Genomic DNA, 15,768 nt, shown 5'->3' with positions numbered 1-15,768 from the left:
CTAGAACCTCACTCTCGGGTCGATGAGGGCGGCGACGACGTCGACGATGAAGTTGGTCAGGGCGACGATGACCGCGAGCATCGCGACGATGCCCTGCACCGCGACGAAGTCGCGGGCCGACAGGTACTGGTTGAGCTGGAAACCGAGCCCGCGCCAGCCGAAGGTGGTCTCGGTGAGCACCGACCCACCCAGCAGCATGGCGATCTGCAGACCCATCACGGTGATGATCGGGACCAGCGCCGGACGGAACGCGTGCGTCCGGACGAGCCGCGCCTCCCGGACGCCGCGTGAGCGGGCCGCGTCGACGTACTCGGAACCGAGCGAACCGATCATGTTGGCGCGCACCAGCCGCAGGAAGATGCCGGCCGTCAGCAGGCCGAGCGTCAGGGCCGGCAGGACGGCGTGCGACAGCACGTCGGCGATGATCTGCGCGTTGCCGGTGCGGAGCGCGTCGATCAGGTAGATGCCGGTCGCTCCCGGGATGTTGTCGAGCACGAGCGAGACCCGCGTGGACGCGCGGTCCCCGAGCGGGAGCCAGCCGAGCCACACCGAGAACACGAGCTTGAGCAGCAGACCGCCGAAGAACACCGGCGTCGCGTACGTCAGGATCGCCAGGGCGCGGAACAGCACGTCCGGCCACTTGTCGCGCAGGTACGCCGCGAGCATGCCGAGCGGGATGCCGAGCACGAGGGCGACGATGAGCGCGTAGAACACGAGCTCCGCGGTCGCGCCGCCGTACGTGACGATGACCTCGGTGATCGGACGGTTGTCGGTCGCGGTCGTGCCGAAGTCTCCGCGGACGATGTTGCCGAGGTACTCGATGTACTGCACGAACACGGGACGGTCGTACCCGGCGGCGTGCAGGCGCTCCTGCAGCTGGTCCGGGGTGAGCCGACCGCCGACGGACGCGGTGATCGGGTTGCCGATCACGCGCATCAGGAAGAACACGAGCGTCACCAGGATGAAGACGGTCGGGAAGATGAGCAGGAATCTGACGAGGATGTACCGGCCGAGTCCGCCACCGCTGCTCTTGGCACCGCGCTGTGCCTGGGGCTTGGTGGGGTCGGAACCGTTCACGTCCTGCGTCGCCTCGGGAGTGCTGAGGGTCACGGGAGGGTGCCTTTCGTGGACGTGACCAGGGGGCGTTCCTCGTGGGAACGCCCCCTGGTCGTCGTCGGTGTTACTTGGAGAGGGTCGCGTAGCGGAACTTGTACGAGGAGTCGAGGGTCAGGCCCTTGACGTCCTTCGCCGCGACCGCGACGGACTTGCCCTGCAGCAGCGGCAGCGTCGAGATCTGCGTCGCCTCACGCTCCTGTGCCTGCTCGATGAGCGTGGCGCGCTTGTCCTTGTCGGACTCCTGCTGCTCCTGCGAGATGAGACCCTGGATCGTCGGGTCGTCGTAGTGGTTCTGCACGAAGTTGTCCTTCGTGAAGAACGGCGACAGGTAGTTGTCGGCGTCCGAGAAGTCCGGGAACCAACCGAGCTGGTACACGGGGTAGGCGTCCTTCGTACGCTCCTGGGCGTAGGTCGTGTAGACCGTCGACTGGATGTTCACGGTGAACAGGCCCGAGTTCTCGAGCTGCGTCTTGAGCTCGGCGTACTCGTCGTCCGACGTCGAACCGTAGTGGTCCGGTGCGTACTGGATGTCGAGCTTGACCTTGCCGGTCACGCCGGCCTTGGACAGCGTGTCCTTGGCCTTGTCGACGTCCGCGCCGCCGTTGCCGTCGCCGTAGAGCTTCTCGAACGGCTTCGCGGCACCCGTGAGGCCGTCCGGGACCATCGAGTAGAGCGGCGAGTAGGTGTCGTTGTAGACGTCCTTCGCGAGCTTCTCGCGGTCGACGACGTCCGCGACGGCCTGACGCACGGCCAGGGCCTTCGACTCGTCCTTGTCCGACTGGCTCGCACCGAACGGCTGCGTGTTGAAGTTGAAGACCAGGTAGCGGATCTCGCCGCCGGGGCCGTCGGTGACCTTGACCTTGTCGTCCTTGCGCAGGTCGGCGATGTCGGTCGGCGTCAGCGAGCGGTACGCCACGTCGACGTCGCCCTTCTGCACGGCGAGCTTCAGGTCGGTCTCCTTGGTGTAGTAGCTGGCGGTGACCTCGGAGGTCTTCGCCTTCTCGAGGAGGCCGTCGTACTTCGGGTTCGCCTTGTACTGGATCGTGTCGTTCTCCTTGTACGAGGTGATCTCGTACTGCCCGGCGAACGCCTTGCCCTTGACGATGTCCGCCGCGGGCGTCAGCTTGTCCGCGGAGAAGACCTGCTCGTCGACGATCGGGCCGGCGGGGCTCGAGAGCACCTGCGGCCAGGTCTGGTCGGCGTGGTCGAGGTGGAACACGACGGTGGTGTCGTCCGGCGTGTCGATGCTCTTGAGGTTGGCGAGCAGCGACTGCGGGCCGTTCTCGTTGTTGATCTTGAGCTCGCGCTCGAACGAGAACTTCACGTCACTCGACGTGAGCTCGTTGCCGTTCGCGAACTCGAGCCCCTTCTTGAGCGTGACCGTGTAGGTCGTGTCGTTGGTGAACTCACCCTTGGTCGCGATGTCCGGCTTGACGTCCGGGCTGCCGACGGGGGTGTTCATCAGGAAGGGGAAGACCTGGTTCTGCACGGCGAAGGAGCCGTTGTCGTACGAGCCGGCCGGGTCGAGCGACGTGATCTTGTCGGTCGTGCCGATGCTCAGGCCGTTCAGGTCGGCGTTGCTCACGCTGCCGCCGGCGCAGCCGGTGAGCACCAGCGCCGTCGCTGCTGCTCCGGCGCCGAGCGCGATGCCGCGCCTGCCCCACGTGGCGGTGTGCTTCTTGAACACGGATGCCATGTTCGATGCCTCTCTCGGTGGTGAATGCAAGGGCTCCGGCCGGCGGGTGGAACGTCTGTGTGCCCGGCCAGGAACGCTCATTGCTATCACCCTGTCACGGAATGCAACGAACTCCGAGCGATTTGTTTACACCGCTGTAATGCACGAGGGCGTCGCATGGCGCATCATCCGTGCGATGGTGAGCGGCGCGTCGCGCACGATTGTTGCGCGGTGCAACCTGGGTGCCCGCCGGGCGCCGCCCGCGCCGGGCGCCGCCGGCGCCGGGGCCGCGGTTCGGCGGAGGCGCGGGCGGGGCCGGTCGGCGGCGCGAGATCGCACTTCGGCGGGGTCCGGCACCGGCGAGCGGCGCCGAAGTGCGATCTCGGCAGCGCCCGAGCACCCCGAGCGGGCCCGATTCGTCACGCTCGGCGCACTCCGGCGGGCACTTCTGCCCGGTCGACGCGCACCCGACGGCGTGTTCGGCCCGCTCGACGCCGTGCCGCCGGAGGTCGGCCGCGTGCTGGCGTGCCCGACCGGCGGCGCGAAATCGCACTTCGGCGGTGTGGCGTCGGCGATCGGCAGCGCGAGGTCGCACTTCCGCGCGGGCCCACGTCGGCGATCGGCGGCGCGAGATCGCACTTCGGCGGGGCCCGGCGCCGGCGAACCCCGCCGAAGTGCGATCTCGGCGGCGCACGAACGCCCGAACACCCCCGAGCGGGCCCGATTCGTCACGCTCGTGCACTCCGGCGGGCGCTTCTGCCCGGTCGGCGCGCACCCGACGGCGCGTTCCGCGCGCTCGACTCCGTGCCGCCGGGTGGGCGCGCGCGGCGCGGACCGCGCCTAGGAGGCCTCGGCGTCGGCGCGGAGCCGCATGCGCTGCGCGTCGATGTCGACGAGCTGCCGCTGGATGTCGGCGCGACGGTCGGCCTGCTCGTTCGGATCCGCGCGCTGCAGCTGCCCGAGCAACGAGGCCTTCCGGGCGAGCAGGTCCCGCTCGACGAGCGCGACGACGATGCTCCGCGCGTAGATCGCCAGGTCCTCGTCGGTGCGGGCCGGGATCGGCGCGAGCGCGAGCTCCTGCACGAGGCCACGGAACGGCGCCGGCACGTCCTGCAGCAGTCGGTCGAGCCAGTCCCCCGCTCCGACGGCGTCGACGTTCGCCACGACCGCGTCCCGCACGACCGCGAGCATCGGCGCCGAGAAGGTGGCCGACGCGGCGAGCCCGAGGAGCTGCGCCCCGACGTGCCCGGGCTGCTGCACCATCGCCATCACGGCGTCGCGCTCCATCCGGGTGATCGGGTCGTTCGGCAGGAGCCGGAGGCCCGCGATCGGTTCCTCTGGTGGAGCGACGAGCTCACCACCGGGACCGGCCTGCCCGACGGGCACGCTGCCCGTCGCCCGGTGGTCGTCCTGCCGCGAACCGGCGGCACCGGCCCGCTGCCGGGCGCTCTCGACGGCGCGACGGACCTCGGGGATGTCCATGCCGAGCCACTTCGCGGTCTCGCGCGTGTAGGCCGTGGCGAGGGTGCGGTCTCGGATCCCGGCGACGACCGGGGCGGCATCGCGCAGACCGGCGACGCGCCCCTCGGCGGTCTCGATGTCGTGGGCGGCGAGCCGACGGCGGATCATGAACTCGAACATCGGGCGCTTCGTGTCGATGAGTCGCGTGACGGCCGAGTCACCACGGGCGAGCCGCAGGTCGCACGGGTCGAGTCCGCCGGGCGCGACGGCGACGTAGGTCTGCGCGGCGAACCGGCTCTCCTCGGCGAAGGCCCGCGCGGCCGCGCGCTGCCCGGCCTCGTCCGGGTCGAACGTGAAGACGATGTTGCCGAGCTGCGACAGGTGTGCACCGGCGGAATCGCCGAGCATCGGCCGCAGCACCTTGATGTGGTCGACGCCGAACGACGTGCCGCACGTCGCGACGGCGGTGGTGATGCCCGCGAGGTGGCAGGCCATCACGTCGGTGTAGCCCTCGACGATGACGACCTGCTTCTGCTTCGAGATGTCGCGCCGGGCGAGGTCGAGGCCGTAGAGCACCTGGCTCTTGTGGTAGATCGGGGTCTCCGGCGTGTTGAGGTACTTCGGGCCCTTGTCGTCGTCGAGCAGTCGACGCGCACCGAACCCGATCGTCGCCCCGGTGACGTCGCGGATCGGCCACATCAGCCGCCCGCGGAACCGGTCGTACGGCGACCGGTCGCCCTGCCCGGCGAGCCCCGCGGCGAGGATCTCGTCCATCGAGAACCCGCGGCCGCGGAGGTGCTCGCGCGTGGCGTCGTACGACTGCGGCGAGAAACCGACACCGAAGTGCTGCGCCGCCGCGGGATCGAACCCGCGCTCCCCGAGGAACTGGCGGGCGGGCTCGGCCGCAGCGGTCGTGAGCTGCGACTGGTAGAAGGCCAGTGCCGCCTCGTTCACGGCGATCAACCGCGCACGCTGGTTGTAGTCGGTGCGGGGACCGTCGCCCTCTTCGTAGTGCAGGGTGAAGCCGATCTTGGCCGCCATCCGCTCGACGGCTTCCTGGAAGGTCGTGTGGTCCTGCTTGATGATGAACTCGAAGACGTCGCCGTCCTCACCGCACCCGAAGCAGTGGTACCGACCGACCTGGGGCCGCACGTGGAACGACGGTGATCGCTCGTCGTGGAAGGGGCAGAGGCCCTTGAGCGAACCGACCCCGGCGGACTTCAGGGTGACGTAGTCGCCCACGATGTCGGCGATGTTCACGCGCGCGCGGACCTCGTCGATGTCGTTCCGCGCGATCCTGCCAGCCACCCCTCGATCCTAGTTCGTGCGGGTGACACCTCCCGACCGGGTGTGGAACCCCGGACAGCGCCGACGTCCACCGACCGGACGAACCGATCAGACCGGGATGTGCACGGCCTCGTGCTCCCCCACGACCAGTCGCCGGTGCCAGGCGAGCGCCCCCTGGTCGGTCAGGCTCGCGACCTGGTCCACCACGGCACGCAGCCGTCCCGCGTCGCCGGACGCCGCACGCCAGTCCGCCGCGAAGCCCGGCTCGAGGTCTGCGCTCCCGCTCGCAGCGAGGGCGTCGAGCAGTTCGGTGAGGATCCGCCGCTGCTCCTCGTACACGGGCTGCCGGTCGCCGTGCGTCATGACGAAGGCCGCGACGATGCCCTTGAGCACCGCGATCTCGCCGATGATCTCGGGCGGGGTCACGACGGACGCGGCGAACCGCACGAGCGACCCGGACGCGTAGGACTCGCGCGTCGCGGTGGTGGCGGTCCGGGCGAAGCGTCCGATGAGCTGCGACGTGAGGTTCTTCAGCCGCGCGGCGTCCTGCCGGGAGCCGTCGTACGAGGTCATCCACAGCGGCAGGGACCGCAGCCGGTCGAAGGCCTCGAGCAGCTCGTCGCGGCTGAGGTCCGACCCGACCCACGCGTGCATCGCCGACACGATGTCGTTCTCGCCGACCCGGTCCCCCAGGGCGGCGACGTCGATGAAGCCCGCCACGACGGCGTCCTCGAAGTCGTGCACCGAGTACGCGATGTCGTCGGAGAGGTCCATGACCTGGGCCTCGATGCAGCGCTGACGACGGGGAGCGCCGGCGCGGAGCCACTCGAACGCGTCGTGGTCGTCGTCGTAGAAGCCGAACTTCGTGCGGCCGGACGAGGCCTCGGACACACCCTGCGCCGCCGGCCACGGGTACTTGCAGCTGGCGTCGAGCGAAGCGCGGGTGAGGTTCAGGCCGTAGGGACGGTCGCCCGACGCCCCGGAGCGCGGGCCGTAGACCTTCGGCTCCAGCCGGGTGAGGAGCCGGAGCGTCTGCGCGTTCCCCTCGAACCCGCCGATGTCCGTGGCCCAGGCGTTCACGGCCGTCTCGCCGTTGTGCCCGAACGGCGGGTGGCCGATGTCGTGCGCGAGGCAGGCGGTGTCGACGACGTCGGGGTCGAGCCCGAGGGAGTCGGCGAGCTCGCGGCCGACCTGGGCGACCTCGAGCGAGTGGGTCAGGCGGTTCCGGGCGAAGTCGAGGCCGGTCGTCGGGCTGAGCACCTGCGTCTTCGCGGCCAGGCGGCGGAGCGCGCTGGAGTGCAGGAGCCGGGCGCGGTCGCGGGCGAAGTCGGAGCGGCGGCTGCCGTGCGTCTCGGGCAGCCAGCGCTCGGCGTCTGCGGGCCCGTACGAACTCGCGGCGCTCATCCGCCGCTGTGGTGCAGCTCGGCGGCGGCGAGGACCTTGCGGAACTCGCCGTCGACGTCGCGCGACTCGAGCCAGCGGTCCGGCAGTGCCGTGCGCTTCGGGTGACCGGCGCGACCGCGCGGCCCCTCGGCGTCGGCGCCCGGGTACGGTGCGTCGTGGTCGAGCTGTGCGAGCAGGTCGTCGATCTCCTGCAGGCTCGACGCCATCGCGAGTCCGGATCGGACGCCGCTGCCGATCGGGTACCCCTTGAAGTACCACGCCACGTGCTTCCGGATGTCGCGGCAGCCGTGCTCTTCGGAGCCGAAGAACTCGACGAGCAGCTCGGCGTGCCGGCGGAACCCGTCGGCGACCTCGCCGAGGGACGGCATGTAGCGGAGTCCCTCGCCGCGGAACGCCGCCGCCAGGTCACCGAACAGCCACGGCCGCCCGAGGCACCCGCGCCCGACGACGACGCCGTCCGCGCCGGTCTCGTCGACCATGCGCAGGGCGTCGGCGGCGGACCAGATGTCGCCGTTGCCGAGGATCGGGATGTCGGTGACGGTCTCCTTCAGGGTGGCGATCGCCGACCAGTCGGCCTGCCCGGAGTAGTGCTCGTTCGCGGTGCGGGCGTGCAGGGACACGGCCGCGACCCCGGCGTCGCGCGCGATGCGGGCGGCGTCGAGGTAGGTGAGGTGGTCGCTGTCGATGCCCTTGCGCATCTTCACCGTCACCGGGACGTCACCGGCGGCGCGCACGGTCTTCGTGACGAGCTCCTGGAAGAGGTCGAGCTTCCAGGGCAGCGCCGCTCCGCCGCCCTTCCGCGTCACCTTGGGAACGGGGCAGCCGAAGTTGAGGTCGATGTGGTCGGCACGGTCCTCACCGACGAGGATCGTCGCTGCCTCGGCCACCGTGTTCGGCTCGACGCCGTACAGCTGGATCGACCGCGGGGTCTCGGACTCGTGGTGCTGGATGAGCTGCATCGACACGGGCGTCCGTTCGACGAGCGCGCGCGAGGTGATCATCTCGCAGACGTACAGGCCGGCGCCGTACTCGCGGCAGAGCCGGCGGTAGGCCATGTTCGTGATGCCCGCCATCGGCGCGAGCACGACCGGCACGTCGACCTCGATGGGGCCGATGCGCAGGGGCTTCGCCGGACGGGTCGCCGTCCTGGGTGCGTCAGTGATCGTCATACGTCTCCCATTCTCCCACGTCGGTGCCCGCCGGTAGCGTTCTCCCCATGACCATCGACGCCAGCACCAGGTTCGACGCCGACGCGACCGCTCGCGGCCTCCGGGTCGAGGTCGTCGAACGCCCGGCCGCGAACTCCCTGCACGAGGCTGCAGCCCTGCTCGGCATCGACCCCGGCGACATCGTCAAGACCCTGGTGGTGAAGCGCCACGACGGCGGCTTCCTGCTCGCCCTGGTGCCCGGCGGCCGCAGCATCGCGTGGAAGAAGCTCCGCACGGTCGTCGGCGTGAACAAGCTCTCGATGCCCGACGCGGCCACCGCGCTCGAGGCCTCCGGCTACGAACGCGGCACCATCACCCCGATCGGCGCGACGGGCGACCTGCCGGTCTACGCCGACGAGCGCATCGCCGGCCGCCGCATCGCCCTCGGCGCCGGCCGGCACGGTGCGAGCGCCTTCGTCGACGCCGACGACCTCGTCGCCGCGTTCGGCGCGACGGTCGCCGACATCACCGACGAGGAACCGGTCCGCTAGCACGGACCGCGCCCCGACGCCACGGCCCACGTCGACACTGAAGGCGTCGACACGGGCCGCGGCAGCACGCGCCTCGTCGGGACGAAGCCACTCAGTCGGGGACCTCGCTCCAGTCCCCCTCAGCGCCGGGCACGAAACACGAGTCGCCTTCGCAGACCGGCGCACCGCCGGGCGTGACGAGCGTGAGCAGGGCGGGGCGCGCCTCCAGGCTGCTGCCGGACTGGAGGCGCGGCTCGGCCTGGCCGACCTGTCGGACGTCCGTCATCGGGTCGCCTCCGCGTCGGCTGCCGCGTCCTCCGCGGCACGCTGCTCGGCGTCCGCGAGGTCCGACGGGGTCGTCTCGCGCAACGCGACCACCTGCGTGAGCACCTGCTCGAACGCGGCGGGGTCCTGCGCGCCGGACACGCCGTACTTGCCGTCGATGACGAAGAACGGGACGCCGTTGATGCCGTAGGCCTGCGCCTGCTCCTGGTCGGCGCGGACCGCCGCGAGCTGCGAGTCGTCGCGCAGGGTCGCGAGGACCTCGTCGCGATCGAGGCCGACCTCGGCGGCGAGGGCGGCCAGCGACTCGTCCTGGCCGACGTGCTCACCGCGCTCGAAGTAGGCGGCGAAGAGCCGCTCGACCATCGCGAGCTGCTTGCCCTGCTGCTTGGCGAGGTGGATGACCTGGTGCGCCTTCACCGTGTTGGTGTGGTGCATCGACTCGAAGTCGTAGGCGAGGTCGACGGATGCCGCGATGGCGGTGACCTGGTCGAGCATCTGCTGCGCCTGGTCGACCGGCATGCCCTTGTGACCGGAGAGGAACTCGGCCTCGGTGCCCTCGAAGTCGACGGGGGTGTCCGGGCTGAGTTCGAAGGAGTGGTACTCGACCTCGACGGGGCGGGCGGCGTCCGTCGCGGCGAAGGCGGCGACGCCGGCCTCGAACTTCCGCTTGCCGATGTAGCACCAGGGGCAGGCGATGTCCGACCAGACATCCACCTTCACGGTGTCGTTGAGAGCACTGTCGTTCATGCTCGGTGCAACGCGGCGGTCGCGGTGTCATTCCCGGTTTCCGAGGGTCCGGTGCCGAGGTCCGAGCGTCGAACCAGCGAACCGACATCGAACCGGGCTCGCGCCCTGGTTCGATGTCGGTTCCGTGGTTCCAAGCCGCGCCGGGCGACCGCGCGCGCCGGGCGCGGCCGCCCGGCGGCCGCGCGCGCCGGGCGCCGCCGCCCGGCGGCCGCGCCTACGCGCCGAGCAACCGCGCCGCCAGGTACCCCTGCAGCTGGTCGAGCGCCACGCGCTCCTGCGACATCGTGTCGCGCTCGCGCACCGTCACGGCCTTGTCCTCGAGCGTGTCGAAGTCGACCGTGATGCAGAACGGCGTGCCGATCTCGTCGTGGCGACGGTAGCGACGGCCGATCGCACCGGCGTCGTCGAAGTCGACGTTCCAGTACTTCCGCAGGTCGTCGGCGAGGCCGCGGGCGACCGGCGAGAGCTGCTCGTTCCGCGACAGCGGCAGGACCGCGGCCTTGACCGGGGCCAGACGCGGGTCGAGGCGCAGGACGGTGCGCTTGTCGACGCCGCCCTTCGCGTTCGGGGCCTCGTCCTCGTGGTACGCGTCGAGCAGGAACGCCATGAGCGCACGCGTCAGACCGAACGACGGCTCGATGACGTACGGCACGTACTTCTCGTTGGCGGCCTGGTCGAAGTAGCGGAGGTCCTTGCCGGACGACTCGATGTGGTTGTTGAGGTCGAAGTCGGTGCGGTTCGCGACCCCCATGAGCTCGCCCCACTCGGTGCCCGCGAAGCCGAAGCGGTACTCGATGTCGGCGGTGGCGTCGGAGTAGTGCGCGCGCTCCCCGTCCGGAACGTCGAAGCGCCGGAGGTTCTCCGGGTCGATGCCGAGTTCGGTGAAGAACGCCACCGAGTCGGCGATCCACTGCTCGTAGTGTTCCTGCGCGGTGGCCGGCGGGACGAAGTACTCGATCTCCATCTGCTCGAACTCGCGCGTGCGGAAGATGAAGTTGCCGGGCGTGATCTCGTTGCGGAACGCCTTGCCGACCTGGCCGATGCCGAACGGGGGCTTCATGCGGCTCGTCGTGACGACCTGCGCGAAGTCGACGAAGATGCCCTGCGCGGTCTCGGGGCGGAGGAAGTTCAGGCCCTCTTCGGACTCGACCGGCCCGAGGTAGGTCTTGAGCATGCCGGAGAACTCGCGCGGCTCCGTCCACTGCCCACGGGTGCCGCAGTTCGGGCAGGCGATCTCGGCCATGCCCCCCTCGGGCGCGCGGTTCTTCTTCGCCTCGAACGCCTCGATGAGGTGGTCCTCGCGGAAGCGGTGGTGGCAGTGCAGGCACTCGACGAGCGGGTCGGTGAAGGTGGCGACGTGCCCGGAGGCTTCCCACACCTTACGGGGCAGGATCACGGCGGAGTCGAGGCCGACCATGTCGCCGCGGCCGCGGACGAACCGCTGCCACCACTGGCGCTTGATGTTCTCCTTGAGCTCGACACCGAGGGGCCCGTAGTCCCACGCGGAGCGGGATCCGCCGTAGATCTCCCCCGACTGGAAGACGAAGCCGCGGCCCTTGGCCAGGGCGATGACGCTGTCGAGACGGGAGGACTGTGCCAAGAGGAGCTCCAGAGATCGCCGAGCTGGGTGCTCGGTGCGGAAACGTACCGGGCAAGACTAGCGGGCATCGGCATGGAGGCGCGGCTCGCTCCCGCCCGTCGGCCCGCCTCAGGCGGTGGGCGCGTCCACCGCCCCGCCGAACCGTCGGTCGCGGCGTGCGTACTGCTCGATCGCTCCCCACAGGTCGGTGCGACGGAAGTCCGGCCAGAGCCGGTCGAGGAACACCATCTCGGCGTACGCCGACTGCCAGAGCATGAAGTTCGACGTGCGCTGCTCCCCCGAGCTCCGGAGGAACAGGTCGACGTCGGGCAGCTCCGGCACGTACAGCCGCTTCGCCAGGGCCTTCTCGGTCACCTGGTTCGGCTTCAGGCGCCCGGCTGCGACGTCCTCGGCCATGCCCCGCACGGCGTCGACGATCTCGTTCCGGCCGCCGTAGTTGACGCACATCGTCAGCGTGCAGACGTCGTTGTCGGCGGTCATCCGCTCCGCGGTCTGCAGCTCGTCGATGACGCTCCGCCAGAGTCGCGGCCGACGTCCGGCCCACCGGATCCGCACGCCCCAGGCGTTGAGCTGGTCGCGGCGGCGGTGCAGGACCTCGCGGTTGAAGCCCATCAGGAAGCGGACCTCGTCGGGCGAGCGCTTCCAGTTCTCGGTGGAGAACGCGTACGCCGACACGTTCTTCACGCCGATCTGCACGGCCCCGGCGACGACGTCGAGCAACGAGGCCTCGCCCGCGCGGTGTCCCTCGACCCGGGTGAGCCCGCGCTGGTTCGCCCACCGGCCGTTGCCGTCCATCACGATCGCGACGTGCTCGGGCACGAACTGCAGCGGGATCGCCGGCGGCTGCTCCCCCGTCCAGTCGACGGGCCGCAAGGGCTCGGACTCGGCGTACCGACGGGAGGCGCGCGGGCTCATGCAGGGGTTCCTTCGGACTCGGGGTCGGCGACGGGCACGGCCGGGGCTGGCGTCGCGGCGACCGCGGCCGGGACACCGCCGGGCGTCGGGGCGACGGTGGCGGGGTGCTCGGAGCGGTCGACGTGCGGCAACGAACGGAGTGATCGTTCCAGGTGCCACTGGGCGTACGCCGCCACCACGCCCGAGGCTCGGGAACGGGTCCGCTCGTCGGCGGCGTCGACCACGCGCCAGTCGCCGGCGAGGAGCGACCCGAGCAGGTGCAGCGTGTCGGGGTCGAGGCGCGGCGTGCCGGGAGGAGCCGCCCGGTCGGCGACCACCCCGCCGAGCTGCACGACGAACGCGGAGTGCGGCCCTGGGTCCCCGGTCACCGCGCAGTCGCTGAAGGAGGGCGCCCAGCCGGCGATGCTCATGGCGCGGAGCAGGTACGAGTCGAGCGTGGCGCTCGACACGTGCTCACCGCGGGACAGCGACCGGAGTGCTCCGACGAGCAGCAGGTACTGCTGGAGCCCGGCGTCCGCTTCGCTCAGGCGGTCGGCGGTCTCGACCATCGCGCTCGCGGCGGTGTACGCCCCGTAGTCGGCGACGATCTGGGCGCCGTAGGAGCCGAGCGACTCCGCCTGCGTGACGATGTCGAGCGAGCGACCCTCGTAGAACTGGGCGTCGACGACCATGAAGGGCTCCAGCCGGGAGCCGAACTTCGACGCCGTCCGCCGCACACCCTTCGCGACCGCCCGGATCTTGCCGTGCTGCCGGCTGAGCATCGTGACGATGCGGTCCGCTTCCCCGAGCTTGTGGGTGCGCAACACGACGCACTCGTCCCGGTACAGCGGCATCCCCCCAGTATCCCCCTCCGCACCGACACCCCGCGCCGCCCCGCCCCGCCCCGCCCGCCCGGAGTAGGCCGACCCGCGCATGAGAAGCGGAATCGCGCATAGGAGGTCACGAGTTCTGACCCCCGACGCGCGATTCCGCTTCCTACTGCACGTGCGATGGGAAGGAACGCGCACGCACGCACCACGCAACCACGCACGGGAGGCGCGGTGCGCGTCGGACCCGCACCGCGCCTCCAGGCCGTGGTCGCGTCCAGGGCACGCGGCCGCACCCCGCACACGCATCGCAACCCCGGACACGCATCGCAACCCCGGACACGCATCGCAACCCCGGACACGCATCGCACCCCCGGACACGCATCGCACCCCCGGACACGCATCGCACCCCCGGACACGCATCGCACCCCCGGACACGCATCGCACCCCCGGACACGCATCGCGCCCCCTCGCGAGGGGGCGCGATGTCTGCAGCGGGGCGCGACCGGAGCCGCGGCGCCTAGGCCGAGACGAGCTCCGGCGCACCGGACGCCGCACCCGCGCGCACCGCGCGGTTGACGGCCGAGACGATCGCCTTGAGCGACGCCGTCGCGATGTCGGCGTCGATCCCGACGCCCCACAGGCGCACGCCGTCGACGTCCAACTCGACGTACGAGGCGGCCTTGGCGTCACCCGACGCGCTCATCGTGTGCTCCGTGTAGTCGTACAGCGTGACGTCGACGCCCTGCTCCCGCATCACGGTCAGGAACGCGTCGATCGGACCGGTGCCGACGGCGTCCGCCTGGACCGAGCCCTCGTCGACGCGCATCGCGACCGACAGCTTGGTCGTGCCGTCGAAGTCGCTCGAGGTCGCCGTCTTCGTGATCTCGTACCGGCCCCACTTGTCGGACGCGTCGTCCGCCGGGAGGTACTCGTCGCGGAACAGGTCCCAGATGCGCTCGGACGAGAACTCGCCTCCCTCGGCATCGGTGCGCTGCTGCACGACCCCGGAGAACTCGATCTGCAGCTTGCGGGGCAGGTCGATGGCGTGGTCGGTCTTGAGCAGGTACGCGACGCCGCCCTTGCCGGACTGCGAGTTCACGCGGATGACGGCCTCGTACGACCGGCCGATGTCCTTCGGGTCGACGGGCAGGTAGGGCACCGCCCACTCGATCTGGTCGATCGTCTTGCCCGCCGCGTCGGCCTTGGCCTGCATCGCGTCGAAGCCCTTGTTGATGGCGTCCTGGTGCGAGCCGCTGAACGCCGTGTAGACGAGGTCGCCCGCCCACGGCTGCCGTTCCGGCACGGGCAGCTGGTTGCAGTACTCGACGGTGCGCTTGATCTGGTCGATGTCCGAGAAGTCGATCTCGGGGTCGATGCCCTGCGTGAACAGGTTCATGCCGAGGGCGACCAGGTCGACGTTGCCGGTGCGCTCCCCGTTGCCGAACAGGCACCCCTCGATGCGGTCGGCACCGGCCATGTAGCCGAGCTCCGCTGCGGCCACCGCGGTGCCGCGGTCGTTGTGCGGGTGCAGGGACAGGATGACGTCCTGCCGGTGCGCGAGGTGCCGGGACATCCACTCGATCGAGTCGGCGTAGACGTTCGGCGTCGCCATCTCGACCGTGGCGGGCAGGTTGATGATGACCTTGCGGTCCGGGGTGGGCTCGAAGACCTCGAGCACGGCGTTGCAGATCTCGACCGCGACCTCGAGCTCGGTGCCCGTGTAGGACTCCGGCGAGTACTCGTAGAAGACCTTCGTGTCGTGCTGCAGCGTTGCCTCGGCCGCCTTGCAGAGCTTCGCGCCGGACACCGCGATGTCGACGACGCCCTGCACGTCGGTGCGGAAGACGACCTCGCGCTGGACGATCGACGTCGAGTTGTACAGGTGGACGATGGCCTGCTTCGCGCCGTCGATCGCCTCGTACGTGCGGTTGATGAGGTGCTCGCGCGCCTGGGTCAGGACCTGGATCGTGACGTCGTCCGGGATCGCGCCCTCGTCGATGAGGGAGCGGACGAAGTCGAAGTCGGTCTGCGAGGCGCTCGGGAACCCGACCTCGATCTCCTTGTAGCCCATCCGGACGAGCAGGTCGAACATGGCGCGCTTGCGCTCGGAGTCCATCGGGTCGATGAGGGCCTGGTTGCCGTCACGCAGGTCGACGGCGCACCAGCGCGGCGCCCGTTCGATGCGCTTCGTCGGCCAGGTGCGGTCCGGGAGTTCGACGCGGATCTGCTCGTGGAAGGGGACGTACTTGTGGATCGGCATCCCGGAGGGGCGCTGCGTGTTCTGCATGGTGTCGCACTTTCGTCGTGTGGTGGGGTGTGCGGCCACGACGGACTCCGCGACGAGGTGGGCCGGTGTGTCAGGCCTCGTCGCGGCAGCGAAGGAGAAGCAGCGCAGCGTACATATCCCGACCACCGTAGCACCGGCCGGGTCGCGTGTGACGTCGGTTTCGCCGGTCGTGCGCGCGCGCGAGCGGGCACGACCTGCGGCGGGCGCGGCGCCGGGGCGCCCGCCGGCGCGTCGCCGGGCCGTCGCCGAGATCGCACTTTTCGTCACGCTCGAACGCTCCGAGCGACCCTTTGTGCGATCTCGGCGGACGTGAGCGGCGCGTCGTGCGATCTCGGCGGGGCGCCGGCGGCGCCGAGGGCGCCGGGCGCGACGGGCGGCGCGGGCGGCGCGGGCGGCGCGCAGCGTCGGCCTGGAGGCGCGGTGCCAGTGGACTGGTCCCCGGTTCTTGGACTGATTAGTCGGTTCGAGATCCGGGGATGGTTCGTGTGGGTGGTACCGCGTCGT

General features: G+C 70.6%; 13 protein-coding genes. 2 read left to right on the top strand and 11 right to left on the bottom strand.

Annotation, left to right across the window (positions count from 1 at the left end):
• Positions 1-1,077: an ABC transporter permease gene (locus tag EDF64_RS12705; protein WP_133520474.1), complete on the bottom strand. Its 1,077-nt coding sequence runs from the start codon at positions 1,075-1,077 to the stop codon at positions 1-3.
• Between the two features lie 103 nt (positions 1,078-1,180).
• Positions 1,181-2,812 (bottom strand): ABC transporter substrate-binding protein, encoded by a 1,632-nt coding sequence (locus EDF64_RS12700; RefSeq protein WP_133520361.1) that lies wholly within the window; start codon positions 2,810-2,812, stop codon positions 1,181-1,183.
• Between the two features lie 139 nt (positions 2,813-2,951).
• Here EDF64_RS12700 and EDF64_RS18250 point away from each other — a divergent pair, with 139 nt between their 5' ends.
• Positions 2,952-3,635, top strand: a complete 684-nt coding sequence (locus EDF64_RS18250; RefSeq protein WP_166645727.1) for a hypothetical protein — start codon at positions 2,952-2,954, stop codon at positions 3,633-3,635.
• On the opposite strand, the gene dnaG is transcribed toward EDF64_RS18250, so the two are convergent.
• The 3 genes from dnaG to dusB all read right to left on the bottom strand — a co-directional run bounded on the left by dnaG (position 3,632) and on the right by dusB (position 8,112).
• Positions 3,632-5,560 carry a DNA primase gene (gene dnaG, locus EDF64_RS12695; RefSeq protein ID WP_133520360.1) on the bottom strand — a complete coding sequence of 643 codons (1,929 nt, stop codon included), beginning with the start codon at positions 5,558-5,560 and terminating at the stop codon, positions 3,632-3,634. The genes EDF64_RS18250 and dnaG overlap by 4 nt on opposite strands.
• 87 nt (positions 5,561-5,647) lie before the next feature.
• Positions 5,648-6,943, bottom strand: a complete 1,296-nt coding sequence (locus tag EDF64_RS12690; RefSeq protein ID WP_133520359.1) for a deoxyguanosinetriphosphate triphosphohydrolase — start codon at positions 6,941-6,943, stop codon at positions 5,648-5,650.
• A complete protein-coding gene (gene dusB / locus EDF64_RS12685; protein ID WP_133520358.1) occupies positions 6,940-8,112 on the bottom strand; it encodes a tRNA dihydrouridine synthase DusB in 1,173 nt (390 codons plus the stop codon). Before dusB ends, EDF64_RS12690 begins: the two co-directional genes overlap by 4 nt.
• A gap of 47 nt (positions 8,113-8,159) precedes the next feature.
• Here dusB and EDF64_RS12680 point away from each other — a divergent pair, with 47 nt between their 5' ends.
• Positions 8,160-8,642 (top strand): aminoacyl-tRNA deacylase, encoded by a 483-nt coding sequence (locus EDF64_RS12680; protein ID WP_133520357.1) that lies wholly within the window; start codon positions 8,160-8,162, stop codon positions 8,640-8,642.
• A 91-nt stretch (positions 8,643-8,733) separates the two neighbouring features.
• Here EDF64_RS12680 and EDF64_RS18245 read toward each other — a convergent pair whose 3' ends face one another.
• From EDF64_RS18245 to leuA, 6 genes are all read right to left on the bottom strand, one after another.
• Positions 8,734-8,907: a hypothetical protein gene (locus tag EDF64_RS18245; protein WP_166645726.1), complete on the bottom strand. Its 174-nt coding sequence runs from the start codon at positions 8,905-8,907 to the stop codon at positions 8,734-8,736.
• Positions 8,904-9,653 (bottom strand): DsbA family oxidoreductase, encoded by a 750-nt coding sequence (locus tag EDF64_RS12675; RefSeq protein WP_133520356.1) that lies wholly within the window; start codon positions 9,651-9,653, stop codon positions 8,904-8,906. Before EDF64_RS12675 ends, EDF64_RS18245 begins: the two co-directional genes overlap by 4 nt.
• A 214-nt stretch (positions 9,654-9,867) precedes the next feature.
• On the bottom strand, positions 9,868-11,253 hold the full coding sequence (locus tag EDF64_RS12670) for a glycine--tRNA ligase (RefSeq protein ID WP_133520355.1): 1,386 nt from the start codon (positions 11,251-11,253) through the stop codon (positions 9,868-9,870).
• A gap of 108 nt (positions 11,254-11,361) precedes the next feature.
• Complete coding sequence (locus EDF64_RS12665; protein ID WP_071293310.1) at positions 11,362-12,168, bottom strand: isoprenyl transferase; 807 nt, start codon at positions 12,166-12,168, stop codon at positions 11,362-11,364.
• Positions 12,165-13,001, bottom strand: coding sequence for a DNA repair protein RecO (gene recO, locus EDF64_RS12660; RefSeq protein ID WP_133520354.1), 837 nt, complete (start codon positions 12,999-13,001; stop codon positions 12,165-12,167). The genes EDF64_RS12665 and recO overlap by 4 nt, the downstream gene beginning before the upstream one ends.
• A 493-nt stretch (positions 13,002-13,494) precedes the next feature.
• On the bottom strand, positions 13,495-15,264 hold the full coding sequence (gene leuA / locus EDF64_RS12655; protein ID WP_133520353.1) for a 2-isopropylmalate synthase: 1,770 nt from the start codon (positions 15,262-15,264) through the stop codon (positions 13,495-13,497).
• Positions 15,265-15,768: the final 504 nt, after the last annotated feature.

This window comes from Curtobacterium flaccumfaciens, from assembly GCF_004361695.1.
GTDB lineage: Bacteria > Actinomycetota > Actinomycetes > Actinomycetales > Microbacteriaceae > Curtobacterium > Curtobacterium flaccumfaciens_B.
The sequence above is the reverse complement of the archived record's forward strand: the minus strand, read 5'-3'. Positions and strand labels throughout refer to the sequence as shown.

Coding starts and splice junctions, on each gene's coding strand:
- recO (WP_133520354.1), bottom strand. CDS start 13,001: ATGCCGCTGTACCGGGACGAGTGCGTCGTGTTGCGCACCCACAAGCTC.
- EDF64_RS18245 (WP_166645726.1), bottom strand. CDS start 8,907: ATGACGGACGTCCGACAGGTCGGCCAGGCCGAGCCGCGCCTCCAGTCC.
- EDF64_RS12680 (WP_133520357.1), top strand. CDS start 8,160: ATGACCATCGACGCCAGCACCAGGTTCGACGCCGACGCGACCGCTCGC.
- EDF64_RS12675 (WP_133520356.1), bottom strand. CDS start 9,653: ATGAACGACAGTGCTCTCAACGACACCGTGAAGGTGGATGTCTGGTCG.
- leuA (WP_133520353.1), bottom strand. CDS start 15,264: ATGCAGAACACGCAGCGCCCCTCCGGGATGCCGATCCACAAGTACGTC.
- EDF64_RS12665 (WP_071293310.1), bottom strand. CDS start 12,168: ATGAGCCCGCGCGCCTCCCGTCGGTACGCCGAGTCCGAGCCCTTGCGG.
- dusB (WP_133520358.1), bottom strand. CDS start 8,112: ATGACGATCACTGACGCACCCAGGACGGCGACCCGTCCGGCGAAGCCC.
- EDF64_RS12690 (WP_133520359.1), bottom strand. CDS start 6,943: ATGAGCGCCGCGAGTTCGTACGGGCCCGCAGACGCCGAGCGCTGGCTG.
- EDF64_RS18250 (WP_166645727.1), top strand. CDS start 2,952: ATGCACGAGGGCGTCGCATGGCGCATCATCCGTGCGATGGTGAGCGGC.
- EDF64_RS12700 (WP_133520361.1), bottom strand. CDS start 2,812: ATGGCATCCGTGTTCAAGAAGCACACCGCCACGTGGGGCAGGCGCGGC.